This is a genomic window from Stackebrandtia soli (genome assembly GCF_965137155.1).
Taxonomy (GTDB): domain Bacteria; phylum Actinomycetota; class Actinomycetes; order Mycobacteriales; family Micromonosporaceae; genus Stackebrandtia; species Stackebrandtia soli.
The window spans coordinates 60,143-83,941 of record NZ_CBCRZX010000015.1 but is presented as its reverse complement, the minus strand read 5'-3'; the positions used below and the strand labels follow the sequence as shown (position 1 = coordinate 83,941).

General features: G+C 66.0%; 17 protein-coding genes. 9 read left to right on the top strand and 8 right to left on the bottom strand.

Annotated features, from left to right (window positions below):
• Positions 1 to 358: 358 nt before the first annotated feature.
• On the bottom strand, positions 359 to 1,309 hold the full coding sequence (locus ACM9NP_RS11415; RefSeq protein ID WP_415646634.1) for a M23 family metallopeptidase: 951 nt from the start codon (positions 1,307 to 1,309) through the stop codon (positions 359 to 361).
• 342 nt (positions 1,310 to 1,651) lie between these two features.
• On the opposite strand from ACM9NP_RS11415, the gene ACM9NP_RS11410 reads away from it, so the two are divergent.
• A complete protein-coding gene (locus tag ACM9NP_RS11410; protein WP_415646633.1) occupies positions 1,652 to 2,467 on the top strand; it encodes an N-acetylmuramoyl-L-alanine amidase in 816 nt (271 codons plus the stop codon).
• A gap of 403 nt (positions 2,468 to 2,870) precedes the next feature.
• Positions 2,871 to 3,443, top strand: coding sequence for a hypothetical protein (locus ACM9NP_RS11405; protein ID WP_415646632.1), 573 nt, complete (start codon positions 2,871 to 2,873; stop codon positions 3,441 to 3,443).
• A gap of 200 nt (positions 3,444 to 3,643) precedes the next feature.
• Here ACM9NP_RS11405 and ACM9NP_RS11400 read toward each other — a convergent pair whose 3' ends face one another.
• A complete protein-coding gene (locus ACM9NP_RS11400) occupies positions 3,644 to 5,443 on the bottom strand; it encodes a thioredoxin domain-containing protein (RefSeq protein ID WP_415646631.1) in 1,800 nt (599 codons plus the stop codon).
• Between the two features lie 602 nt (positions 5,444 to 6,045).
• Between ACM9NP_RS11400 and ACM9NP_RS11395 the strand changes: the two genes are divergently transcribed.
• From ACM9NP_RS11395 to ACM9NP_RS11385, 3 genes are all read left to right on the top strand, one after another.
• Complete coding sequence (locus ACM9NP_RS11395; protein ID WP_415646630.1) at positions 6,046 to 8,121, top strand: tetratricopeptide repeat protein; 2,076 nt, start codon at positions 6,046 to 6,048, stop codon at positions 8,119 to 8,121.
• Positions 8,114 to 9,412, top strand: coding sequence for an MFS transporter (locus ACM9NP_RS11390; protein ID WP_415646629.1), 1,299 nt, complete (start codon positions 8,114 to 8,116; stop codon positions 9,410 to 9,412). Before ACM9NP_RS11395 ends, ACM9NP_RS11390 begins: the two co-directional genes overlap by 8 nt.
• Before the next feature lie 63 nt (positions 9,413 to 9,475).
• Positions 9,476 to 10,420 carry an NAD(P)/FAD-dependent oxidoreductase gene (locus ACM9NP_RS11385; protein WP_415646628.1) on the top strand — a complete coding sequence of 315 codons (945 nt, stop codon included), beginning with the start codon at positions 9,476 to 9,478 and terminating at the stop codon, positions 10,418 to 10,420.
• 81 nt (positions 10,421 to 10,501) lie between these two features.
• On the opposite strand, the gene ACM9NP_RS11380 is transcribed toward ACM9NP_RS11385, so the two are convergent.
• Positions 10,502 to 12,310 carry an AfsR/SARP family transcriptional regulator gene (locus ACM9NP_RS11380; protein WP_415646627.1) on the bottom strand — a complete coding sequence of 603 codons (1,809 nt, stop codon included), beginning with the start codon at positions 12,308 to 12,310 and terminating at the stop codon, positions 10,502 to 10,504.
• A 411-nt stretch (positions 12,311 to 12,721) separates the two neighbouring features.
• On the opposite strand from ACM9NP_RS11380, the gene ACM9NP_RS11375 reads away from it, so the two are divergent.
• The 3 genes from ACM9NP_RS11375 to uppS are packed head-to-tail and all read left to right on the top strand — an operon-like array spanning position 12,722 to position 15,420.
• Positions 12,722 to 13,342, top strand: a complete 621-nt coding sequence (locus tag ACM9NP_RS11375; RefSeq protein ID WP_415646626.1) for a hypothetical protein — start codon at positions 12,722 to 12,724, stop codon at positions 13,340 to 13,342.
• Positions 13,339 to 14,619 carry a 7-cyano-7-deazaguanine synthase gene (locus ACM9NP_RS11370; RefSeq protein ID WP_415646625.1) on the top strand — a complete coding sequence of 427 codons (1,281 nt, stop codon included), beginning with the start codon at positions 13,339 to 13,341 and terminating at the stop codon, positions 14,617 to 14,619. Before ACM9NP_RS11375 ends, ACM9NP_RS11370 begins: the two co-directional genes overlap by 4 nt.
• Before the next feature lie 36 nt (positions 14,620 to 14,655).
• Entirely contained in the window at positions 14,656 to 15,420 is a 765-nt protein-coding gene (gene uppS / locus ACM9NP_RS11365) for a polyprenyl diphosphate synthase (protein WP_415646624.1), read from the top strand.
• 4 nt (positions 15,421 to 15,424) lie between these two features.
• On the opposite strand, the gene ACM9NP_RS11360 is transcribed toward uppS, so the two are convergent.
• The 3 genes from ACM9NP_RS11360 to ACM9NP_RS11350 all read right to left on the bottom strand — a co-directional run bounded on the left by ACM9NP_RS11360 (position 15,425) and on the right by ACM9NP_RS11350 (position 20,639).
• Positions 15,425 to 18,307, bottom strand: a complete 2,883-nt coding sequence (locus ACM9NP_RS11360) for an ABC transporter substrate-binding protein (RefSeq protein ID WP_415646623.1) — start codon at positions 18,305 to 18,307, stop codon at positions 15,425 to 15,427.
• Between the two features lie 192 nt (positions 18,308 to 18,499).
• Positions 18,500 to 19,489: a DUF2804 domain-containing protein gene (locus tag ACM9NP_RS11355; RefSeq protein WP_415646622.1), complete on the bottom strand. Its 990-nt coding sequence runs from the start codon at positions 19,487 to 19,489 to the stop codon at positions 18,500 to 18,502.
• A gap of 37 nt (positions 19,490 to 19,526) precedes the next feature.
• Positions 19,527 to 20,639: an NAD(P)/FAD-dependent oxidoreductase gene (locus ACM9NP_RS11350; RefSeq protein ID WP_415646621.1), complete on the bottom strand. Its 1,113-nt coding sequence runs from the start codon at positions 20,637 to 20,639 to the stop codon at positions 19,527 to 19,529.
• Positions 20,640 to 21,209: 570 nt separating this feature from the next.
• Here ACM9NP_RS11350 and ACM9NP_RS11345 point away from each other — a divergent pair.
• Positions 21,210 to 21,629 carry a hypothetical protein gene (locus ACM9NP_RS11345; protein ID WP_415646620.1) on the top strand — a complete coding sequence of 140 codons (420 nt, stop codon included), beginning with the start codon at positions 21,210 to 21,212 and terminating at the stop codon, positions 21,627 to 21,629.
• A gap of 39 nt (positions 21,630 to 21,668) precedes the next feature.
• On the opposite strand, the gene ACM9NP_RS11340 is transcribed toward ACM9NP_RS11345, so the two are convergent.
• Both ACM9NP_RS11340 and ACM9NP_RS11335 read right to left on the bottom strand, forming a co-directional pair.
• A complete protein-coding gene (locus ACM9NP_RS11340) occupies positions 21,669 to 23,441 on the bottom strand; it encodes a caspase, EACC1-associated type (protein WP_415646619.1) in 1,773 nt (590 codons plus the stop codon).
• Positions 23,434 to 23,790 carry an effector-associated constant component EACC1 gene (locus ACM9NP_RS11335; RefSeq protein WP_415646618.1) on the bottom strand — a complete coding sequence of 119 codons (357 nt, stop codon included), beginning with the start codon at positions 23,788 to 23,790 and terminating at the stop codon, positions 23,434 to 23,436. Before ACM9NP_RS11335 ends, ACM9NP_RS11340 begins: the two co-directional genes overlap by 8 nt.
• Between the last annotated feature and the right edge of the window lie 9 nt (positions 23,791 to 23,799).

Genomic DNA, 23,799 nt, shown 5'->3' with positions numbered 1-23,799 from the left:
GCGGGCCGAGGCGTCACTCGACAGGTCGGCGAAGGATCCGCATGCCGGTGTCACATGCGGACGGTTCGACGATGCGGCGGTGCGACGGCGCGGTCGACGGCGAATCCGGTGCCGCCACAGCGGACCCGCCGAGCCGGCCCGAGCGAACTCAAGGCGCCCGTAACACGCGACTTCGGGCCACTGAGGACTAATGGCGGTCGCTTCGAGGTCTGCAGTACGTTGAGGAGCAGTGCCGGACAACGGAACCGGCTTCGTTCAGGTTCGTCACGGTCGTGAACGGACCGTCCGTGACGCGGGCGCTAAAACGCCGCCACCGGTTGACCGGTGGCGGCGCCATCCCATAGCAAAGCTAAATCAGCTATCCACAGTGCTGCCAAGGACTGTTGAACGAGGCGCCGCCGACGGAACCGCCCCATTTGACGCAGGTGGCCGCCGCGGACTTGACCACGGGCCCCGCGTAATACGTGAAGTTCCCGCTGTCGGTTCCTCGGGTGCCGCCCTGCGGTTCCAGGTAGGCGGAGGTGGCGGTCGCCTTGCCGAGGTTCGACAGCTTGAGGGTGACCACGCAGTTCTTGCCGTTGTAGTACATGAGATACACCCGACCGACGGTCTTGCCGTCAGCCGTCAGGGTCGCGGAGTTGATCTGGGTGTAGTTCGCTCCGCAGACCTCCTTGGGGGTGTACGGGTTGCTGGCGGCACCGTTGGTGCTCGTGTAGTTCTTGGTGCCGAAGTAGAGAGCCTTCGCGCCGTCGAAGTAGATCTCCACCGCGCTGCCGCCACTCTTCTGCTCATAGTGGAGGTGCGGTCCGGTCGAACCGCCGGTGGTGCCGACCGCGCCGATCTTCGTTCCATAGTTGACGGACTGGCCGACGGAGACGGAGAAGCTCTTCAGGTGAGCGTAGAGACTCTGCCATCCTCCACCATGGTCGACGACGACGTACTTGCCGTAGCTCGATCCACCGAGGTCCCGAACGACGGAGACCGTTCCGGGGGCGCTGGCCACCACCGGGTCGCCGTCGTCATTGGTGCGGTTGAAGTCGATCGACAGGCGAGGACTGTGGTTGGTGCGGGTCTGCCCCGACCACACCTGCCCGCCGGGGAAGGGCAGCTTGAACGCGGGACGGGCCGTCACCGAGACGTCGGTGCTGGCCTGGTCGGATTTCGCGGGCTCGGCGGCCTGTGCCACCGCGAGCGGGGCCGCGGCCAAGGCACCCACGGCGACGGTGGCGATCATGGCGACTCGCCATTTCCTCGGCACCGTGGAACTGATGATGGCTCGCAGTGTCCTACGAGGTTTGCCAGTAGACATCGGGGGACTCCAATACATCGTGGGCGCGACGCGATCCTGTCAAGCCTGGTGTTAAGCCACGGTAAAGTGATCCAGGCCACGGAATCACGAGGTTCACCCCATCATGCCGTCACCACTATGGACGAACCATATAAGACGGCCATAATCCCGCGGATATCATTATTGAAACTGCATCCATATATGTTTAGAAGCCTCATCACCAGGCAGTTCAGCATTCATGACAATCAATGCATAATGGCCGAACTGTGGCCGGACTGCGTTCAGTGATCACCCCGACACCGACACGCTGGATGTTCGGCCGGGGACGACGACGATTCGCCCCACATGTATACGGTCTAGGAGATGTCCCCAGCACTCCTGACCGCTCCCGCCCGGCCGCCCCGCAACCGTGCCGCCATCCTCCTCCTGTTCGCGGCGCTCACCGTCGTGTCGGCCTGCGACAACGACACCCCGCCGACCCCGAAGTCCACGGCCGTCGCCGCCCAGGAACAGGATGGCCCCCTCACCGGCGTCACGATCGTCATCGATCCCGGGCACAACGGCGGCAACGTCGACCACCCCGAACTGATCAACGAACAGGTCGACGTCGCCAACGGGAAGAAGGCCTGCGACACCACGGGGACGACCACCGACGACGGATACGCCGAACACGCGTTCAACTTCGACGTGGCCACCCGACTCGCCGAGTCCCTGCGTGAGGCGGGCGCCACCGTCGTCACCACCCGCCCGGACGACTCCGGGGTCGGCCCGTGCATCACCGAACGCACGGCGGTCGCCAACGATCTCGAAGCCGACGTCGCGATCTCGATTCACGCCGACGGCGGCCCCGACGACGGACGCGGCTTCCACATCATGGAACCGGTCGCGATCTCCGGCCACAACGAGGACGTCGTCGCTCCGTCGCACGAACTCGCCCTCGACCTCGCCGACGCCATCGCCGCCGAGACCGACATGCCCGCGTCGGACTACATCGGAGACGAAGGCATCAACCCCCGGTCCGACATGGGCGGGCTGAACCTGACGACCGTTCCCAAGGTCATGGTCGAATGTGGAAACATGCGCAACCACGACGACGCGGCACTCTTGTCCGACCCGGACTTCCGCCAGTCACTCGCCGACGCGCTCGACGTCGGCATCCGGCAGTACCTCGCCGACTGAGGACGGCCGCGCGAGCCGAGCTCGATCGGATCGCCGGAACGACGCCGGAACGGTCGGGGAGGGCACGAGCCACCACATCGAACCGTCACTTTTAGCACCCCGACGGATACTCAACGGAGGCCTTGTTACTACAATCGTCTCCCTAAGAGAACGCCCCGTTACCTCAGCACTCGCGAGGCGCGCCCCGGGGCGTCGATCGGCAAGGCGGAGAGTCGTCCGCACACCGGCGTTGGCAACGCTTCTGGCGTGATGAAGCGCGGCCAAGCGGTTCGACAACGTAGCCGATGGACGCTTCCAGTGCCGACTCAGCCGAACTGTCGCCGATGGGGCGCCCTCTGAAGCCAATAGCCGTCGGGGGGTCTCCGTTTCGGCTTCGTCATGCCCAATCGGGAGCAATACAGACATGATCCGTAAGTTCCTCGCCCTGTCCGGAATCTCTCTCCTGGCAACACTCGCCGCACCGGGTGTCGCCTCCGCGGACGAACTGACCACATTGACGGCGACGGCCACCCCGGACGTCGGCAAGGTCGGTGACGCCATCACCGCGACGATCACGGTCACCAACACACACGACCGCAAGATCACCTACCTGCCGCTGTCGGCTCCGCCGATGTTCTCCGAATGCGGAGCGGAGGTGGGAACGCTCGTTCCCGGTCAGACCTTCATCATCGAATGCACGGGCGTCCTGCCCGAGCCCGAGCACGACGACCAGACCGAGGCGGTCCAGGCGTTCAGCATCGGCAACGCTCCCAGCGAGCACAACATCACCTTCGCCGAAGCGACGCTCGAACTCAGTTACGCAGAGGACGAGGCGTCCTCGCCTCCGCCGCCGTCCCCGAAACCCGATGACGCCGGGCCGACCCTGCCGATCACGGGCGCTCCGGCCGCGACGATCGCTCTCGTCGGTACCGGGGCGATCGCGGCGGGCGTCATCGCGCTTCGCGTCCTGCGACGTCGTTCCTACAACCACGAATAGAGTCGCCGTAGCTGCTCGACCGGCTCGGCGACATCGGGATTCGGTTGCGTGTCAACACGTTTCATCGACCCGACGGCGTGGCGCCGACCTCGAGTTCGACGGCTTCGTCTCTCGTTCATCGGACGACGGCCGTCTCCCCACGGGAGGCGGCCGTCGTTCTCGTGGGCCCCGCCGACGATCGGGTTTCGTCGCGGCGACGATCAGACGAGTAGATCGAACGCAGCGGTCGCCAGGCCCGCGGTGAAACGCGGCTGCTGCCGGATCGCGGGAACGACGGCCGCCAGGCCGCGCCAGGCGGTGTCGTGAAAACGGTCCGCGTCCGAGTCGCCGCGCTCCCCGGCCCACACGGCGTGACCGCTCAGGGCCGAGACCGCGAGCGCCCAACCGGACGGCGTCGGGCCGTCGTTGGTGTCACTCGGTCGATGCACCAACGCTTCGGCGTCGTGCGCGGTGTCGAAGAAGGCGCCCGTGTCGGCGGTGAACCGGGCGGTCATGGATTCCGCGAGCGTGTCGGCGAGGCGGAACCAGTGGTCGGCGTCGTCCCCCGCCGAGCGGGTGCCCCTCGACGCGAACGCGAGGACCGTGGCGGCGTAATCCTCGAGGACCCCCGCGGAGTCTCCACGTCGGCCGTCGCGCGACACCCGGTACAGGCGATCACCGTCGACGTGCAGGTCGGCGAGGAGCCGCGCCGCGCGATCGGCGGCGGAGTCGGCCCACTCGTCGCCCGTCGCCTCCGCGTACGCCCCGAGCGCGATGACGGCGAAGGCGTTCCAGACGGCGACGATCTTGTCGTCCCGAGCCGGTTGTGGGCGGCCCCGGCGCGCGGCTGCCAGCTGGTCGCGGACGTCCGCGAGCCGCGCCGGATCGGGTTCGCCGAGCAGCCGCAGCACGCTCGTGCCGTGTTCGAAGGTTCCATCCGATGTGACGCCGAAGGTCTCGGCAGCCCAGGCGCCGTCGTCGTCGCCGAGGACGTCGGTCAACTGCTCGGGGGTCCACACGTAGGTGGCGCCCTCCGTGCCCTCGGTGTCGGCGTCCAACGCGGAGGCGAAGCCGCCGTTGTCGGTGCCGAGGTCGTCGATGACGAAGCGCGCCGTCTCCTCGGCGACGCGGCGAAAGAAGTCGTCCTCCGTCCGTCGATACAGGTCGGTGTACGTCGACAGCAGCAGCGCGTTGTCGTACAGCATCTTCTCGAAGTGCGGGACCGTCCACGTTGAGTCCACACTGTATCGAGCGAAGCCGCCGGCGAGCTGGTCGTATATGCCGCCACGGGCCATCCGCCGGGCGCAGGTCTCCGCGATCTCGAGTGCGCGTGAATCGCCATTGTGGTCGTGCAACCGGGCGAGGTATGCCAGCGCGGGTTGGTTGGGGAACTTCGGCGCGCGGCCGAATCCGCCGTTTCGCTCGTCGAAGGCGGCGTCGAGCGCGGGTAGGACCGCGAGCAGATCCGCCTCATCCACCGGGGACACGGGAGGACACGGTCCGTCGATCGGGCAGACCTGGGTGACGTCGGCGAGCGGCGGGCCGGAGCTGGCGCACGCCTCGACGATCGCCGTGCCTTGGGCCGTCAACTGTGGGCGCTGACTCGTCCACGCGTCGTGCACGGCGTCGAGTAGGCGGAGGAATTGGTCCTTCGGGTAGTACGTCCCGGCGTAGAACGGAGTCCCGTCGGGGAACGCGAAGACGGTCATCGGCCATCCACCTTGGCCGGTCATCGCGACGGTCGCCGCCATGTAGACCGAGTCGACGTCGGGGCGCTCCTCGCGGTCGACCTTGACGGGGACGGTCAGGGCGTTGATCTTCGCCGCCACCTCATCGTCCTCAAAGGACTCATGTGCCATGACATGGCACCAGTGGCAGGCCGCGTAGCCGACGGAGATCAACACCGGCAGGTCTCGCCGCCTCGCCTCCGCGAGTGCCTCCTCCCCCCACTGCCACCAGTCCACGGGATTCCCCGCGTGCTGCTGCAAATACGGAGAAAGTGCGCCCACCAGCCGATTCATGCCCCCAGGTTGTCACAACACGCTCGGGCACCAGCGCGCCCCACGCGGTATGGGCGTGGGTGTTCGGCGGTCGGGCCATCGGCGTCCACGGCGATGAATGACGGTGACCGTGGCGAGCGGTCGTCGTCGCGGGCACTGCTCTAGCGGCGAGGCAGCCCCGGCCGGCCCACGGCTCGGCGCCGAGCCCCCGAAGACGACACCTATGTCCATATGGGTCTCCTCCGTTTCGGCCGACCGAGCCGGTTTCGGAACGACCGAGGCCACTCGGTGGCACGGTGATGAGCACGCCGAATGTCGACATCCGTTCGCGCACAACACGATTGTGAGATTTTCATGACCGCGTTGTGAGACCGTCCCAGACACTGGTCATACGTCCGGCGGGCTTCGCCCCCCGTATCGAAGCCCGCGGGACGTCATCCATCACGACCCTTGAGAGGGGGGAACATGAAGAAGATCTCCGCACGCAAGATCGGCCCGACCCGCACCGCGGGCGACATCGCTTGCTGGTGTGCCTGCTGCTACGAGTAGCCGAACCGAGCGGGGTGTCGACGGGATTCCTCGTCGCCACCCCGCTCTCCACGTGTGACCGGAAGGAAGAACCCATGACGCCTCGCCACCGTTGGATCATCTCGCAGTCGACCACATCGCGGCATCGCGAGGCGACGTCGATGACCGGTCCGCCGCTCATCGGGATCTTCGACTGCCATGCGCGCAAGGGCGGACCGTACGGCGGGGTGTCGGAGTTCCTCGTTCAGGTCGCGCCCCGGTTGCGAGCCGCGAACCCTGAGTTGGTCGGCCGACACGAGATCGCCTTGTTGAGCGTGGCCAGGGACCTTCGCGGCATGATTCCATCTCGACACGAGACATTGACGTCGCTCGCGGTCTCGGACGCTCAGATCCGATTCCATCCTCGCGTGCGCACTCGGCATCTCGCGCATGGCATGGCCGAGCTCTTTCGTACCTGGGACGCCCCGGCCGCGGTGTGCTTCGACAATGTCGACATGGCCGACCCGGTGACCAGGGAAATGCTCGTGGTACTCCTTCGCCGAGTGGATCCGGCGGTCCTGGAACTGCGGATCGGCACCTCGACGGCGGCCCCCGTCGAGCTCGGCGAGGCACTGACGACGTACGCCACCCGCGTCGACGCACCGACCGGGGACGAGCGCGGGGTCCCGACCGATCCGGACGAGGCCCGGGCGCTCGCCCGGACGTATGTCCAGCATGACGGCACCCGGAACGACCCTGCCCTGCGCGCCGCTTACTGGGCCGCGCCCGCGTCCGAGCGTGCCGCCTGGCATGACGCGCGGGCGGAACAACTGAGCGCCGAGGACCGGTGGATGTGGAAGCTCGGGGCGATTCCGTATCACCGGGAGCACGGCAGCTCCACCACCGACGCCGTGTCCGCCCTGCGCACCGCGATGGAGTACTGCCTGTTCAGTGGGTACTACGAGGCGACCGTAGACCTGTGTCGCCGGGGTCTCAGCCTCACCACACCGGACGGAGACCACGCCAACTGGTGGGCGTTCACGACGAGCCTGGGAACCAGTCTCGGTGTCCTCGAACGCACCGATGAGGCGCTGGCCGTCTATGACGAAGCGCGAAGCTCCACGATCTCCCCGACCGCCCACATGTCCGCGGCGTACTCCACGGCGATGCTCCACGCCCGACACCCCGATCGCGACCGCCGGGACGCTACGGTCGCGCGCGCCTGGGTCAACCAGGCGATCGCCTTCGCGGGAACGCTCCCCGGCGCGAAGGAGCGCGCCATCGCCGTGGTCTTCAATGATCAGGGATTGGCACTTCTCGAAACGCGGGCCGGCGACCACGAACTCGCCCTTCTTCGCGTCGACAGGGGCCTGAGCACACTCGACGACGAACTCGAACCGGATGAACGACCGCTCGACCGGGCGAGACTGTGGCACAACCGTTCCCAATTGCACGTCGCCCTGGGTGACGAACGGGCGCTCGATGATCTGAACAAGGTGATCGAACTGGACCCGCACCACGGTGAGTACTACTTCGATCGCGCGGCGGTGCACCGGCGCGCGGGTCGGCTCGCCGAGGCGATCGCCGACTACACCACGGCCATCAAGCTGAGCCCACCGTTTCCCGAGGCCTACTACAACCGTGCCGACGCGCTCCTCGCCGTCGGCGCCAGCGAACGCGCCTTGTCTGATCTGGACGACACTCTCGTGATGGACCCGTCCTATCTCGACGCGATCGTCAACAGGGCGAGTCTGCGGTACGACCTCGAGGACATGGACGGGGCCGGTGAGGACTTGACCAGAGGATTGCGTCTCGATCCCGACAACCCGCGCCTATTGTGCACGAGCGGCCTCGTCGCCTGCGCCGTGGGGGATCTGACCGAAGCCGAGCGTCTGCTCACTCGCGCCATCGATTCCGATCCGGAGATGTCGGCGGCCTGGGTCAACCGGGCGACCGTCCGCTTCGATCGCGGTGATGCCCTTGGTGCGATCCAAGACCTCGATGCCGCGCTCAAGCTGGCGGACGACCCCGTCATCCGGTTCAATCGCGGACTCGCCCTGAAGTCCGTCGGGCGGCACACCGAGGCGATGAACGACTTCTCATCGGCATTGGCGAACGTCGACGCGACCGACCCCTTGGTTGATGAGCTGCGCGATGCCATGACGACGAACCCGAAAGGCACCGATGCGTGAATCGATTCTAGCCTTGAACGCCGACTTCAGGCGCATGTGGATGGCGTTCGTGATCAGCGGTCTCGGATCCGCCGTGACGATGATCGCGCTGCCCCTGATTGCTCTGTTTATATTGGATGCCACGGCGTTTGAGATCGGCCTGCTCACGTCCATGGGCACCCTGCCGCTCATCGTGATCGGCCTTCCCGCCGGAGCCTGGATCGACCGTGTCCGCAAGCGCACGGTCCTCATCGTCACCGATCTGGTCCGCGCCGTGGTCTTGTTGTCGGTCCCGATCGCGACCTGGCTCGGCGTGCTGACGATCGGACAACTCTACGTCGTCGCGGTCCTGACCGGAGTGGCGTCGATCTTCTTCGGAGCGGCGAACGTGGGCTATGTGTCCCTGTTGGTGAAGGGGGACGATCTCACCAAGGGCTACGCGGCCATGGAGACCGGCGGGGCTCTCACCAATGTGGTCGGGCCGGCCGCCGGAGGTTTTCTGATCCAGTGGCTCGCCGCCCCGATCGCGCTCGTGGTCGACGCGGCGTCCTTCCTCGCCTCCGCTGTTCTCAAGGGACGCATCCGCGCCGTCGAGCCCGAACCGAAGCGCTCTCCCGATCGCCGACTCAGCAAGGAGATCGCCGAAGGCCTCCGCTTCGTCGTGAACGAACCCACGCTGCGGGTGATCGTGACCAGCACCGCCGCGTTGGCGCTCTTCAACGTCATGGTGAACGCGATGCTCGTCGTCTGGCTAACGCAGAACCTCCGACAGACCGAGGTCATCGTGGGTGTCACGTACGCCGTCGCGGGTGGCCTGGCGGTGGTCGCGTCGCTGTTCACCACCCGCCTCACCGCCCGTTTCGGACACGGCCCGACGGCCTGCCTCGCGGCACTGTTCAGTGGCCTGGCCGCTTTGGCGATCCCCTTCGCCGAGGCCGACTGGAGACTGTGGATGGCGATGGTCGCGAACGGCGTCGCCATGGCACTTGGGGTGGTGTATCGCGTGGCGCAGGTCAGTGTGCGCCAACGATTGTGTCCGCCCGAGCTGAATGGCCGGATGAACGCGACCATCCAGGTCACCGTGTGGAGCGCGGTAACGGTCGGAGCCTTGGTGGCGGGTGTTCTCGCCGAGCTCCTGACCGTTCCGACGACGCTCTGGATCGGAGCGGGCGGCCAGGTCCTCGTCGCCGTGATCATGCTCTCCAGCCGACTGCGACGGGTTCGCGAACTGCCGTCGGCGGCTGTCCTCAACGACGACGGCGCCACCGAGACCGCCTCGGACGCCGACGTCCCGATCAAGACGGGCCGCTAGTTTCGCCGTCGCCTCAGGTCCTGCGAAGCATGATGATGGGGTATATCCGAAGTGGAGAGCTATATGACTGATTCGACAATGGAACGGTACGATGTCGCCGTCGTCGGAGGGGGGCCGGCGGGCCTCAGCGCCGCGTTGATCCTACTTCGCGCTCGACGACGCGTAGTCGTCATCGACGCCGGTGAACCACGCAACGCGCGTTCGACCCGTCTGCACGGGTTCCTGGGCCGGGACGGGGACTCGCCCGCCGACTTCCTCGCCCGCGGGCGGGCCGAGATCCGACAGTACGGCGGCGTCTTCATCGAGGGGGTCGCCGTCGATGCCCGACCGCAGGACCAGGGCTTCAAGGTGACCTTGGGGGACGGCCGCGAACTGTCGGCCGGGCAGCTCATGGTCACCACGGGACTCCACGATGAACTCCCATCCGTTCCGGGTGTCTCCGAACGGTGGGGAGTGGACGTCGTTCACTGTCCCATGTGCCATGGGTGGGAGGCACGGGACGAGAGGGTCGGTGTGCTAGCGGTCAACGCGATGGCAGTCGACATGGCGATGACGCTCAAGCAGTGGGCACCCGACATTCGCCTGTTCTCGAACTCCTACGAACCGACGCGGGAGCAACACGCGGCCCTCGCCGCACGCGGGGTGTCCGTGGTTCCCGGGACCGTCGCCGGGCTTGACATCCAGGATGATCGACTCGTTGGCCTGACTATGGCGAATGGACGGTCTGTCCCCTGCTCGGTCCTCTTCGTCACCCCCTCGGCCATCGCCAACGACGACCTGCTCGTCAAACTGGGCGCCGAGGTGCAGAGCTCGCCTCCGATGGGAAGCCGGGTCGTCACCGACCGGATCGGTAGAACGTGCGTTCCCGGGGTATGGGCTGCCGGAAACGTCACCGACCCCTCGGCTCAGGTGATCATCGCGGCAGGTGACGCGGCCCGCGCGGCGTCGGCGCTGAACGGGCTGATGATTCGCGAGGAGATCGCGGGCGCCACCGCGCTCGGCGAGTAGATCCTCGACCGAACCACCGACTCATGCGAATCGTGCGCCGGTCTCGCCTCCTATGGGGGGCGAGACCGGCGGTTCGGCGTTCTACGGCAGGCTCACCGTCAACGACCTCGGATCGTCCCGCGTCAGACCCGACGCCACGACATCCCGGTTGGCGAGTTTGCTGTGGGCGAAGGCCCGCATCAGGTCATGGATGCGAAAGGAACCGGTACCACGCCGCTCGATCAGGTTGCTGCGCTGCAGTTGCTGAAGCAGGCGGGCCGTCACGAGCTCCGGTTCCCCGGTCATGGCGGACACCGCCCCGACCGTGAAGTCGGCCCGAGCCAGGAGCGCGAGGCGACGGAACAGATGTCGTTGCGGTTCGGTCAGCCGCTGATAGGACAACGTGAACGCGTACTCCAGGGTCGCCTCCGGGTCACCGTCGATGGCGAGCGCCGCCAATCGATTCGACCGCAGCGCCAGGACATGATCGCCGAGCCGCAGAGCGGGATCGCCGATCAAGTTCGCCGCCGCGATCCGCAGCGCCAGCGGAAGCCGCCCGCACAGTTCGACGAGTTGTCGTGCGGCGTCCGGGTCCGCTCGGATCCGTTCGGCCCCAACTAGTCCGGTGAGAAGCCGCTGTGATTCTTCGTGACTCAGCGGATCGAGAAAGGTCAATCGAACTCCCTCTCTGGCGACGAGACCGGAGAGCGTCATTCGGCTGGTGATGAGGGCCCGGGCCCCAGTTCCGCTGGGCAGCAAGGGGCGGACCTGTTCAGCGCTACCGGCATTGTCGAGGACGACGAGAATCCGACGATCCGACAGGAGCGATCGATACAGCGCTGTCGCGGACTCGACCCCGGCCGGAACCGAGCCGTCGTCGACCCCGAGTGCGCGCAGGAACCGAGCGAGCGCTTCACACGGTGACACGGGCACGTCTCGGTGGTAGCCGCGCAAGTCCACGTACAACTGGCCATCGGGAAAGCGCTCCCGGTGAAGATGACCCCAGTGGACCGCCAGGGCGGTCTTACCCACCCCGGCTTGGCCGACTATCAGGGCCGACCCGGTTCCGACCTCGGCGAGCAGGTCGCTTCGACCGACGAAGCCGGAAGCATCTGCGGGAAGCTCCGCCGGGACCCGCACCGTGATGCGCGATGACGACCGAACGGTCTCGGATTTCACCGGCTCCAGCACGGACTTGTGCACTGACCGGAGGTCGGCACCCGGTTCTAGGCCGAGCTGGTCGACAAGTCGTGACCGCACCTCACCGTAGACTTCGAGCGCTTCCGGAGTTCGTCCACAATGATGAAGCGCACGCATCAGCAAGCCGGCCGCACGCTGTCGATATGGTTCTTCCGTGAGCAGCGCCCGAGCGGAGTTGATCACCTCCTCATAGCGACCCAGCGTGAGTTGAGCCTCTGCGCGTTCCTCGATCACGACCCGCCGACGCTCCTCTATCGTCTGTGCGGCCGAGTCGACCAGGGAACCTCGCAGACCGGACAGCGCCGGGCCCCTCCACAACACCAACGCTTCATCGAACGCCGCTACGGCGGCGTCCGGTCGACCGTCCGCGACCAGCCGCCGCGCAGTCACCGCGAGGGTGTCGAACTGAACCACATCGATGGTCTCGGGGTCGACCGAGATGCGGTAACCGCCTTGGGTTCGCGACAGCGTGCCGGGCGCTCCGGCCCGCTCCAGTGCACGCCGCATCCCCGATGCGAGATTGAGAACTTGATGCCACGCCGTCGCCGGCGGTTCATCACTCCATAGTGTCGATACGATCCGCTCGATCGACACGACCCGACCGACGTTGACGAGCAGCGAGGCCAGAAAAGTGGGTCCGCGTACGCCTTTGAGGACCAGTTGGTGTCCGCGAATGCTGACGTCCAATGGCCCGAGAATTCTATATTTCACGTGGTTCTTCCCGTGTTGTACAGATCGCCGGCCCGAAACGCTTCCCCTTTCCGCGGGAACCAGTCGACCTGAATGGATATTTCCGTGTTGAGCATCCCGTTGCACCCCGAATGTTAATGCGCGCAGGCAATGTCGATCAATACGCCGAAGTGTCTCTTTTGCATCGTTCAAATGGGGAGGGTGACTTGCACGAATGGGTGATCGACTGTGGCCGGACCGCGTCCGCGCCAGGTCCGCGATAGCACGACTCCACTCTTCGTGGTGTCAGCAAGACGACACCAGTGTCCGTGTTGGACTGAGACACTGTCCCGATCGGCATAGCGGCCCACCGATGGGAGGACTGCCTTGGGAACATCGACGAGATATGTCTGGCAATCCCGGCGACGCTTCAAGACAGCGATCCTCGGCGCGGTGGGCGATGATGCCGCCCTCTCCAACGAGGTACGACGGCAGGCGGACCGGTTGTGCGACACGATGGGCAATACCGAGAACCACCGTTCCATCGCCGAGCCCGTCATCTCCTCGACGGCCGACACCACCACCCGTCTATGCGAGGCCCTCGCCGACATCGACACAGGCTCGCGGCAATGGCCAACGGACGAGGCGGCACTCGCGGAGTTCGTGTCAGCGGTGTGTGGCGACAACGACAGCATCCATGGCGCGGCGGTAAGACGGGCGCTCGTCACCACCGTCGAACAGGTGGATGTGGACGCACGAGCACGCGTCGACAATGGTGAGCCGTTGGGCGACGGCTTCCTGTGTCAGCTCTATCAACTGTTTCATGTGGAGGTGATGACGGAGGTGCTGTTGCAGTTCATGTGCGAAAGCGTTCTGCCGGGCGTCGCGAGCGTGGTATTGCGGACGGAGCTCGGAACCTGGGCCGTGGAACGGGTCGCACGGCTGCTGCCAAACCCGTGCGGGGAACCGGATTCCGACACAGTGGCAGTGGCGCGTCGCGGCAGTGAACTGGCTGAAACCGCCATCACCAACCTTATCGAGGGTCGTGAGACCGGACCGGAGGACACGGCATGACCAATCAGGTGAAGCTGTACTTCGGTGGGGAGCAGACCCGGGTGCCGCAGGGCTGGACGTGGGTTGCTGCGCCGTTTCAACCGAGTCCACAGCCGGGCCGTGGCCGACGCGTAGTGCACAGCTACCGCCACTTCCGAGGCTCGATCGTGGACACCCCTGCTCCTGAGATCGAGGACCTGTACACGATCATCTCCTCGGTCTACTTGAGCGATATGTGGATCACTCGAAAGCGCAATGCGCCGGACGGCTGGACGCGCTCCCTGTCGTTGAACATTCCGGTGCTGCGACCCGACACGTGGAACGATCCCGAAGTCATGTCCACACTGGTCCGGTTGCTGGGCTTCGTCTCCTCGGACCGGTGGGAGCTGCGATTTCGCCAGACAACACGCACCGTGTGGGAGCCGAACCTGCTAGGCGAACCGGTCGAACGGGTCGCGCTGTACTCCGGCGGACTCGATTCGGTGAGCTTCGCGATGGAAGCGCTCAACACCACCGCCTCACCAACCGTGGTGGTCAGCCACTCGAACCCTCCGGGGCTCAACGGTCTGCACAAGCGATTGCGTCCACTTCTGGCAGAGCATGTGCGACCAGCGTCGTTTCTCGTTCAAGTCCACCGCTTCGACAAGAAGTACCCGAACGAGTCAACTCAACGAACCCGTGCGTTGCTGTTCATGGCGGCGGGACTGCTCGTGTGCTCCGGAAACGGGGTGAGCCGGCTCTCCGTACCGGAGAACGGTTTTCTGGCGATCAATCCGCCGCTCACCGCCTCCCGTCCGGGCGCGTGCATGACGAAGTCTGTGCATCCGACAACACTGCACCTCATCAACACGCTGTTGACAGCCGTCGGGAGTCCGCATCACGTGCACAACCCGTACGCGCTCATGACGAAAGGCGAGGTGTGCCGCGCGGCGCTGGAGCAAGGCGCGGCCACATTGGAGCAACTGGCCGAAACCGTGACTTGTTCGCGCCCGCAGTCATACCGGAAGGAGCCGTTCGCCAACTGTGGATATTGCTACGCCTGTCTGGTTCGGCACGCGTCACTCGAAGCCGCGGGTGGGGACTCGACGAAGTACCGCACCGTACGACCCGCTGACATCCGATCCGACATGGCCAACGGCAAGTCCGACGATGTGCTGGCGCTCCGCGATTGGCTGAGTCGCGACTTCACCGCCCGGGATCTCATCGCGGCGGCACCGTTTCCTCCCGGTACCGACTTCGCGGCGCTCACGGCGATGATGACGCGCAGTCGAGCCGAGATGGCGGCCGTGTGCGGCTGACATGCCACGAAGGGCGAATCGGGATATCGTCGAGCGATGTGGATTCCGGGATGGGTGTATCGGGTGTACGGAGCCGCCGTGACCCGACGGCTCGACGCGGAGCGGCTTCCCGAACACGTCGCGCTCGTCATGGACGGGAACAGGCGCTGGGCCAGAGAAGCCGGATACGACAATCCGAGCGAGGGCCACCGTCGCGGCGCCGAACACGTCGAGGAGGTGCTGGGCTGGTGTGAGCGAATCGGGGTCCGGCATGTGACGGTCTACGTCGCCTCCTCGGACAACATCCGCAAACGGGGCGGCGAAGAGGTCGACTTCCTCATGCGGATGATCGAGGAGGTCGTCACGACACGCCTGACACGCCAAGGGAACCCATGGCGGTTGCACCTGGCGGGTCGCCTGGACGCCCTGCCGGACTCGACGAAGCACGCGCTCAAGACCGCTCGCGACGCGACCGCCGACCGCGATCGGCAGAACGTGACGATCGCGATCGGATACGACGGCCACGAGGAGATCGCGGACGCGGTGCGCTCGCTGATCGAGGCCGAGACGGCCGCCGGCACCGACATCGACGAGCTGGCGCAGCGTCTCACGCCCGCCGACATCGCCGCCCACATACAGACCGGGCAACAGCCTCCGCCGGACCTGATCATCCGCACCAGCGGCGAGCGCCGACTGTCCAGTTTCCTCCTGTGGCAGTCGATCCATTCAGAGCTGTACTTTTGCGACGTCTACTGGCCGGCATTCCGGCACGTCGACTTCCTCCGCGCGCTGCGCTCCTTCGCTCAACGACGACGGGAGTGACGAATCAGCAGTCGTCGGGGATGGGGGTCGGGTTTCGCTGTGGCCACGTCACACTCGTCACTCTCGGGGAACCGGCGCTGTCGAAGGTGAGGATCGGGATCGCCTTGTTGTCGACGTCCCCGGACTCGGTCATGGCGAGGCGGCCCGTCAGCCCGAGTGCGGCGCTGCAACCGACGAGCTGTGGGAGTGAGTTCTGTAGCGAGCCCGCCGTGGGACTACTCAGGTCGAACAGTCGGATCGCCTCGACGGTGAGGGTCACCGCGTCGTAGGACATGATGGCCTGGCCGTCGATCAGACGGTCGCGGCTTCCGAAGTAGTCCTCGTACGACTTCGCGAACTCGGCCATCGCGGAGCGGTGGCGCAGCAGCTCGTTCTCTTCGAGTTCGCCCGTGTCGACGCCCGGTTCCCATTGGTCCGGGTGCGCCAGGCCGGCGTACTCGATGGACAGGTTGCCCTTCCCCACGACGTCGCGCATCGTTGGCATGTCGGGGAAGTGGGACGCGTCGTCACCGGTCACGATCCGAATCGGCCGCGAGTGGCAGTTCCGCTGGGACAACTCGGTGACCAGGTCGGGAAGGTCGAGTGTCCCCCGTCCCGCGAAGAAGATGACGTCGGGCTTCTCGAAGCAGACGTTCCCGACCATGTTCGCGAAGCTCTCGACGACTCCCGCGTGCGAGGAGTCGTACACCTGCTCGGCGACGATCTCGTGTTCCGGGTCGGGGAACAGCTCGGTGAAGGCCGCGGCGAGTGTCGTGGAGTACGGGTCCTCGGGGTTGGTGTCGCGGATCAGCATCGCCGTCCCCACCTCGCGATCGGAGTGCAGGTAGTCCACGAGGGCTTGGACCTCGTCCGTGTTGTCCGGCGCCACCCGGAACGCGGAACCGATCTCGGACAGCACGTCGTCTGCCGTCATCACGGAACCGACCATGGGAATGTCATGCTCGGACAGGCTGCTCATCGCCGCGAACGTGGGCGTGTAGCTCGAATTGAGCCCGGCGACGGCGATCAGTCGGTCGGGCGGGTTGTCCTTGCGGGACACCAGATCCTCGACGACGGGCTTCCACTGTCGCCCGTCCTTCCCCGTGTTGGCGATGAGCAGGCGGATCATCGTCCGTCGCTGGTTGAGACTGTTGCGGTTGGCCTCCCGTTGAGCGAGGTACGCGCCTTGAAGCTGATGTCGGATCGCCTCGTCGTCCACTCGCTCGTCGCTGACGTCGATCGGAACCATGTAGGCGACACTGACCACATTAGAGGTCTTGTCGTTCGACGCGACCCAGTCGTTCTCCTTCTTGATCAGCCGGGTGACTTCCGCGATGCCGCTGTCGAAGACGTATGAACCGTCGGTCACACCGACGCACTCGTCGTCGGGACCGGCATGGACGACGTCGAAGTCGCCGCCGCATGTGCCGAAGTACCTGTCGACCCAGGGGAAGGCGGTCACCGCGGCTGGGACGACGACCGCCAGTCCCATTGCCGTGTAAGCGATCCAGCGTCGCCACTGGTACACCGTCACTCGTGGACGGAACACGCCGCTGCGGTCGACCCGCTCGTGTCGGACGTCTACGCGCATCTTGCGGGATGTGCCCGGACTCCGCGCCGGGGGTGTCTGGCCGCGCACTCTGGCGGCCAGCTCCGGGTTTCCCGCCAGCGCCGACACCAGCGTGGCCCGGCCTACCTCGTCGTTGTCGACCGCCCGGCGGGCGTCCGGGTGCGCGGCCATCGCCGAGGCCATGGCGTGCACGTCCTCGATGCGGTCCGCCGCCATGCGCAGCGCCCAGTCGATCGTGCGATCGTCCAAGGGGCCGACGTAGCCTGGCCCGGCGATGCGTCGGAAGTCGTCACGGGTCAAGCCGGGCAACCGCATCTTGAGTGTCCACTTCGCCACGCTTCCGGCGTCGCCGGCGCCCTTGGTGCTGGCGGTCCAATCGGCCAGGACCTCGTCGATCGTCGAGGCGCGTCCGCCGATGGTGTCCACCTCGTCCGACGTCGAGGCGAGGACGATGAGCGGCCCCCAGCCCGACCGGTCGGCGTGGTTCGCGTGGATCTCCGCCAGCCAGGTCATGAGACGGGCCGAGGGATGTTTGGGTTCGTCGAACCGCACGCCGTCGACCATGACCAGGCTCGCCGCGCCACGGGGGTACCGACGGGCGTACCTCTCCAGGTCCGCGAGCAGGACCTCGCACAGCAGCGCCTCGGCGTGCTCGACCCTAGTGTTGTCCACGTGGGACTGCCACAGCTCGGCGAGGCGCCCCGTCAGCGACGACTCGCCGAACCGTCGGCATTCGTCGAAGCTGCGTTGGATCTTCCGTCGCCACAGCAGGTACATCGGGAAGACCGCGAGCCGAAGGAGAAGGTCGCCGAGCCACAATGGAATCGAGAGCCAGCCCGGGAGCGCCGTCGGGGTGGTGTCGCCGAGCCCTCGAAGGCGGGTCTCCACCGAGTGCAGGCGTAGAAAGAACAGTTCGCGCAGGAAACGGTTGAGTCTCCGGTGCCGATCCGGGCCGCGCAGGTCGAGGGCCATGTCCGTCAACAGTGCGAAGCACACCTGGAAGGCCGTGAATCGACGAGCGCCGAAACGGCGTGCCTTCTGGTGCGTGCTGAGTCCACCGACGATCATCGCGAGCAGTTCCAGAACGCCGCCCTTGCCGGAGTCGCTGCGTTGCGGGGGCGGGACGGTCCCGACGTCCACGACGGTGCAGGGGCTGCGTCGGAAGGCTCGCACGGTCATGTGGAACGCGGTGGACATTCCGCTCCCGATCGGTGCCGCGAGCACGAGCAGGGGCCGGTCGGTTCGGGCGTGGGTGGGAGTCTCGGCGAGGGTGGGCGCGATGGATTCGCTGATGAGGCGTTGAGCGGACAGGGGGGTGCGCGGCGTCGGTTCAGTCATGCGGCTTCCATCCAGCGTTGTACATTCCTGGAAATGTCGTGCGCCGATTGTCTCACTATGTGACAACCGTTGCAGGACACGGAAACCAGACGAACAGATCCATCCCTTAAGTACACATTTGTCCGCAATCGGTGGACCTACTCTGGATCACGGCACTGTGTCGGGCCGGTTCCGCGTCCGCCCCGCCATGGCTCACCAGCGGTTGCTGGCCTCCTCGGCCCAACCGGTGAGCCCGGCGACGTCGACCCATACGCCGTCGTCGGTGCGCACACGGCCGTTGAACTCGCCGAAGCACTGGTGCGTCTCGTTGGCGACGACTCCCAGATTCGTGCGGGACACCTTCTCGTGGAACGGTTCCAGCGTCACGTCGACCCGCTCGCCGTGGATCCGCCACGGTCGGGTCCACTCCGCACGGTCGTACTCCCAGACGAGTTCCTCGCCGATCTTGTGCAAGCGCCCGTCGACGACGATCGCGTTCTCCGTGTAACCCGTGCCATCGGTCCACTTGCCACCGAACTGGAGCGACGGGCCACCCGGTTTCGATGCGGCGGCCCAGTTCCAGGTCACCGAGTACGGCCATTTGCCTCGGCCGTGGTCGAGGACCGCGAACGAGTCGTCGGCGGAGACCGTGAACTCCTCGTCGTTCAACCGCAGGGTGCCGCTGACGGGTCGACCGACGTCCTTGACCGTGAGCTGGAACCGACGCGGGCCCCAGGGAATGACGACGCCGAGCGACTCCCAGCCGTCCGGCAGGGGCACGTCCAGACCGATGTCGACACCGGGGGCCGTCGCCACGATGGACGTGCCGGCGGCGTCCTGATCGATCACGATCTCCACACCCCCGCCCCGCGCGACGACACGGCCGGCACCGGAACGCTCGGGTTGCGCCGTCCCCCGAGCCAACGGCACGACGACGTCCTTCTTGACGACCTCGGTCCCGGTGAGTCGGTCGAGCACGTAAACGCCGTGCAACCCGGCGTAGTCCAAGGACGACGCCACGATCCCGACGATGTGCGTCGGCGTCACGATTCCCCAATACTCCCAACGCTTTACACGGCCCCAACCGCGCAGATTGGCGCGATGCAGCGGACGACGGCTCCACCCGATCGCGGCGGGATTCAACCATCCGTTGGGAAGGCACAGGTCCACCGGCTCGATCAGTTCCCGTTCGCGCGTCGTCATAACGGGCGATTCTATTGCGCGGGGCCGGGTGGGGAGGTCAATCGGTCAGGCCGAAGATCTCGCGATACTTGCCGGTGAAGAGGTCATTGCCCTTGTACATCGCGGTCGTCTCCGCGTCGAGGAGCCCCACATCCGGACTGTACGAAACGCCTCCCTTGGGACCCAATGGAACAAGGAAGATCGGCTGAGTCGCCTCATAGGACTGGAGCGCGGCGGACTTGTCATTGATCAGCGCGCGAATGTTATTGGCGACGACTTCGGCCTGCTCCATGGCGACGACGGCGCTGTCGATGCCGTCGGTCGCGGCGACATCGCCAATGGAGAAAATCGTTTCCTGACGCGGAAGCCGCAACTCATTGGTGACGCTGAGATATCCGTCCGGACGACGGGCTTTACTGATACCGGACGACAGCATTCCCGACGCCGGTTGGCGGCCGAAACAACGGAACCAGATATCGGCGGTGATCTTTCGTCCACCCCAAGTCGTCGCCGTGAATGTCCGCGCTTCTCCCGCGACGGTCGGCAGTTGGTGACTGAGCGAACTGCCCAGGATCACTTGAACGCCCATTGCCTCCAACTGGCGATGAAGCTCGGCGCGCATATTCGCCGCGAGATCGCGTTTGAAGCCTTTGACGAAACTGCGTGACAGAATGTCCGCCGCCGGTTCGAGGATCGTGACGTCCTTGTCGGGCCACATCGTCTTGATCTCCCCGGCGAGCTCGACGCCCACGGGGCCACCACCGAGCAGCAGAACCCGGCCCGAGCCGTAGAGCGCCTGCGTGAGGACGTGGTAGCGCATCTTCGCCGCCGAGGACTGCAACTCGTCTACCTTCGCGGGGAACGAATACGTCGTACCCGTGGCGAGCACGATGTAGTCGGCGTTGATGGAGACCCCGGACGCCAACCGCACGCCCCAGCGGTCCACGGACACCACCCAGTCCCGCACGACCCGGCCATTCTTCAGCAATGTCTCATAGGGAAAGAACATTTGGTCGGCCCAGGTCGGATCGACGACGGCTCGCAGCGCAGCCACATTGTGGACGAACGCGTCCTTGGGGTCGATGAGAACCACGTCCGCGTCGGCGTCCAATGATTGGGCGACGGCGATACCGCCGTACCCACCACCAACAACGACAACCGTCGCAGTCATGAAGCGCTCCTCGCCGGTAAGGACCAAGAATTATGGAATTGCGACATAGAGATTCGTCCGATTCCAGGCGAATGTCAACCGCCGGAAGGGCCAATAAATCCCCCAAATCGCAGGAAAGATAACGAAACGATCTCCTGGTTAACTCGGTCATCACGAAAGCTTCCCGAGCGCTCCGGCCCGATGCCCAACGGTGACCGCGATGGTGACGGCCAGGCGTAGATAATCGCAGGCGAGGGGGCCTTCGGGCTATGGAATCGTGATCTCGACGGCGGCGTGTCCTCGTCACTCTCGCGCTGCGGCGCGACGCGACGTCGACCCGTCTCGTCGCCGCCGATCCGACGTGCCGGGAACGCCGACTTCCCCAACTAGACCATTGAGGACCATGGCACGACATCCAAATAACATTCATAGATCGACATGACTCGACATATACCGTGCGCGCCCCGGTCCACAAGGTCTCCGGCCCCGCCCCGCCGCTGAACGCGCCCTCTCACGATCGCGCGAGGCTTGACAGTGCTCGCCCGCGCTGGTAGACGATGACAGGTACTTCTAGAGTCTGCGAGGAATCACGTGAGCATCATCGAAGAGTTCGCCGTTGTCCGGGCCATCATCGACGACGGCACCCCGCTGAGCCGTCGGGAGCGACCGGCCGTGACCGATGTCCGCGTGGTCGAACTGGCGTCCGGCACCCTGTCGTTCGCGGCGCGTCGGCGTTTCCCCTCCGACACCGACACCACCGAGATCGCCTCGTACGCGGTCGACCTCCCGGCACGGCTGGCCGAGGCGGGCATCCCGGTGACGCCGCCGGTCGTCGAGGCCCTGATCCGCGCCGCCCGAGGCGAAGCCGAGCTCGACGGCGTCGACGCGCGGCAGGCAAACCGCGCGCTGGTCCCGGTCGCGCACGCCCTGCTGGAGGACTGCGACCTGTCCGAGGCCGACAAAGACGCCGCCTCCATGCGCATCGTCCACGCCACCCGCGGCTACCGCTGACGGCCCCCTGCGGGAGCCATCACCCGGGCTCCCGCAGCGTCACGCCGTCCGCGCGACCGCGGTCGCGAAGGCACGGCCGACGGCGCCGACCCCGTACCGGTTCACGAGCGCGAGGTAGAACAGCGGGGGCGCGATCGTCGTCCACTGGTCTCGCTGCCGCTGATCCAGCATGAAGGCGAGAACCGATTCCGGGGTGAACGGAACCGCTTTGAACTCGGTGTTCTCGAAACGGTCCTGGATGTCGCGCGACATGATCTGGGACAAGGTGCTCCAGTCGACGTCCATGTAGGCCACGAAGTACGCGCCCCACTGGCAGTTCCGGGTGTCGACGAACACCGCGAGCATGCGCAGGTCATAGTCGCCGAAAACGCCGAGCTCCTCGCGCATGCCTCGCCGGACGACGTCGAACAGGTTCGGCTCCCTCCTGCCCACGGCGTCCAGGCTGCGGGAGAGGCCCTCGTTGACCGACGAGTTCCACAAGCCCGGTTGGGATCCGATCGTGCCTGCCCTACGGGCGATCACGACTCGCGAATCAGACGTGACGACGGCGACGTTGACGCCGAAGCTGTTGCGCATGAACGCGGGAACGTCGTCGTGATGCCGTCCATCCAGAAAGCGAGAGCGAAGAGTCGTGCCGTCCCGAAGCGGAGTGTCGAGCCGCTGGGTGGCGCGGAAATTGTAGTAGTCGGATCGGCTCAGTTGCAGCTGTATCCGCGAGTACCGCTCCTCGTCGTCTCGATCGACGACGACTCGTTCGACGGCGTAGCGAGGGTTGTTCCAGAACGCGTTCTCCCCGGCCGCGCGCTTGCGGTCCTGTTCCTCGGCGATCTCCGCGCGCCAGGCGGCGAGTTCGCCCGTCAGTTGTATCTGCCTGTCCAGCACGGTCACGGTGACATTCGATTCGAGGATCGGGTGCGCGCCGTCACCGTCGATGATGGATATCGGGGAGGACAGCGGTCCGATCCGGAACCCGTCCTCATGAGAGACGACGAGCTCCGGCAGAACCGGCGTGATCGAATCCGCCGCTCCGTCCACGTTCACCGAGGACGTTGCGACGTGGGCGCGGTTGCGCACGAGGACGAGCTCCTCGTCGAGGTCCGTTCCGCTCAGCGAGCGCGGCATCGGGATGAGCTCGTCCTTCCGTCGGCCCGCGTTCAGGCGAGTGATCCGGGCCTTCACGGCGCGCTGGAGTTGGGCGACCGTCAAGCGTTCCTCGGCACCGGCGATCCCCTCGTACAGCACGTGCAGCAGCGCTCCGGTGAAGGCGGTGTGCTCTGCCTCCAGCGGGGCCTTGGCCGATTCCGAACCCCCGCAGGCGACCCACGTCGATATGCGCGGGCCGCGAATCTGTTCGGCGAACCGCTGCGCCTGATCCCCCATGTCGACGATTCGCGCGCTGTAGCAAGCGTCGATGATGGAGAGTGCGTCGGTACCCGCCCCGTCTATCAGGCTTCGCAGCTGCTTACCTTGCAGGGAACCGAAAGCGGCCCGATCCGGGCGTGACCGCCTCGTGGCGAGGTAGTAGTCGCCGTCGTCGAGCAGCCCGTGACCGGCGTAGTAGAACAACAGGAAGTCGTCGACCTCCAGGTTCTCCACGACGTCCGCGATCGCGTTCAAAGTGTCGTTCGAGTCCGTGGCCTCGATGACCGTGACGCGTTCCTCCGGCACACCCCAGAGTTCCGGCGCCGAGAGCGCGGCGCGCAGCCGCTCCACGTTGAAGCGCGCTCCGGGTATCCGCTCCAGGCCGGGGTTCTCGTAGTCGCTCGCGTACACGAGGATCGCACGGACTCGGCGCGCTTCGACCTCAAGCATCGGTGTCTTCCTCGCTGATCAGCAATCGGATGGTGTCCTCCAGTTCCCTACGGCTCACCCTGCGGGCAACCGATATGGAGATCTCCATCCTGCTGTTCTTGAGGTGAATGGTCGAGACGCGACGCCGCACGCCGAGCCAGGTCGCGATGATTCCGGCGACGGCCGCGATCACCTCGGAGGACAACAGGGTCATCACCAGTTCGGTGGCGCCGCCCATCGAACCCGGGACGGGCGGGGTCGACACGGTCGAGGACCGGACGCCCTTGGGCGAGGAGCGCCGCAGTTCTCCCGCCAGCGCGTCGACGTCATGGATCGGATGGGGGCTGTCGAGTCGGATACTGAACTGCACAGTGCCTCC

What these genes read in the sequence shown, in the direction of transcription:
- ACM9NP_RS11415 (WP_415646634.1), bottom strand. Translation starts at nt 1,309, where the DNA reads ATGTCTACTGGCAAACCTCGTAGGACACTGCGAGCCATCATCAGTTCC.
- ACM9NP_RS11410 (WP_415646633.1), top strand. Translation starts at nt 1,652, where the DNA reads ATGTCCCCAGCACTCCTGACCGCTCCCGCCCGGCCGCCCCGCAACCGT.
- ACM9NP_RS11405 (WP_415646632.1), top strand. Translation starts at nt 2,871, where the DNA reads ATGATCCGTAAGTTCCTCGCCCTGTCCGGAATCTCTCTCCTGGCAACA.
- ACM9NP_RS11400 (WP_415646631.1), bottom strand. Translation starts at nt 5,443, where the DNA reads ATGAATCGGCTGGTGGGCGCACTTTCTCCGTATTTGCAGCAGCACGCG.
- ACM9NP_RS11395 (WP_415646630.1), top strand. Translation starts at nt 6,046, where the DNA reads ATGACGCCTCGCCACCGTTGGATCATCTCGCAGTCGACCACATCGCGG.
- ACM9NP_RS11390 (WP_415646629.1), top strand. Translation starts at nt 8,114, where the DNA reads ATGCGTGAATCGATTCTAGCCTTGAACGCCGACTTCAGGCGCATGTGG.
- ACM9NP_RS11385 (WP_415646628.1), top strand. Translation starts at nt 9,476, where the DNA reads ATGACTGATTCGACAATGGAACGGTACGATGTCGCCGTCGTCGGAGGG.
- ACM9NP_RS11370 (WP_415646625.1), top strand. Translation starts at nt 13,339, where the DNA reads ATGACCAATCAGGTGAAGCTGTACTTCGGTGGGGAGCAGACCCGGGTG.
- uppS (WP_415646624.1), top strand. Translation starts at nt 14,656, where the DNA reads ATGTGGATTCCGGGATGGGTGTATCGGGTGTACGGAGCCGCCGTGACC.
- ACM9NP_RS11360 (WP_415646623.1), bottom strand. Translation starts at nt 18,307, where the DNA reads ATGACTGAACCGACGCCGCGCACCCCCCTGTCCGCTCAACGCCTCATC.
- ACM9NP_RS11355 (WP_415646622.1), bottom strand. Translation starts at nt 19,489, where the DNA reads ATGACGACGCGCGAACGGGAACTGATCGAGCCGGTGGACCTGTGCCTT.
- ACM9NP_RS11350 (WP_415646621.1), bottom strand. Translation starts at nt 20,639, where the DNA reads ATGACTGCGACGGTTGTCGTTGTTGGTGGTGGGTACGGCGGTATCGCC.
- ACM9NP_RS11340 (WP_415646619.1), bottom strand. Translation starts at nt 23,441, where the DNA reads ATGCTTGAGGTCGAAGCGCGCCGAGTCCGTGCGATCCTCGTGTACGCG.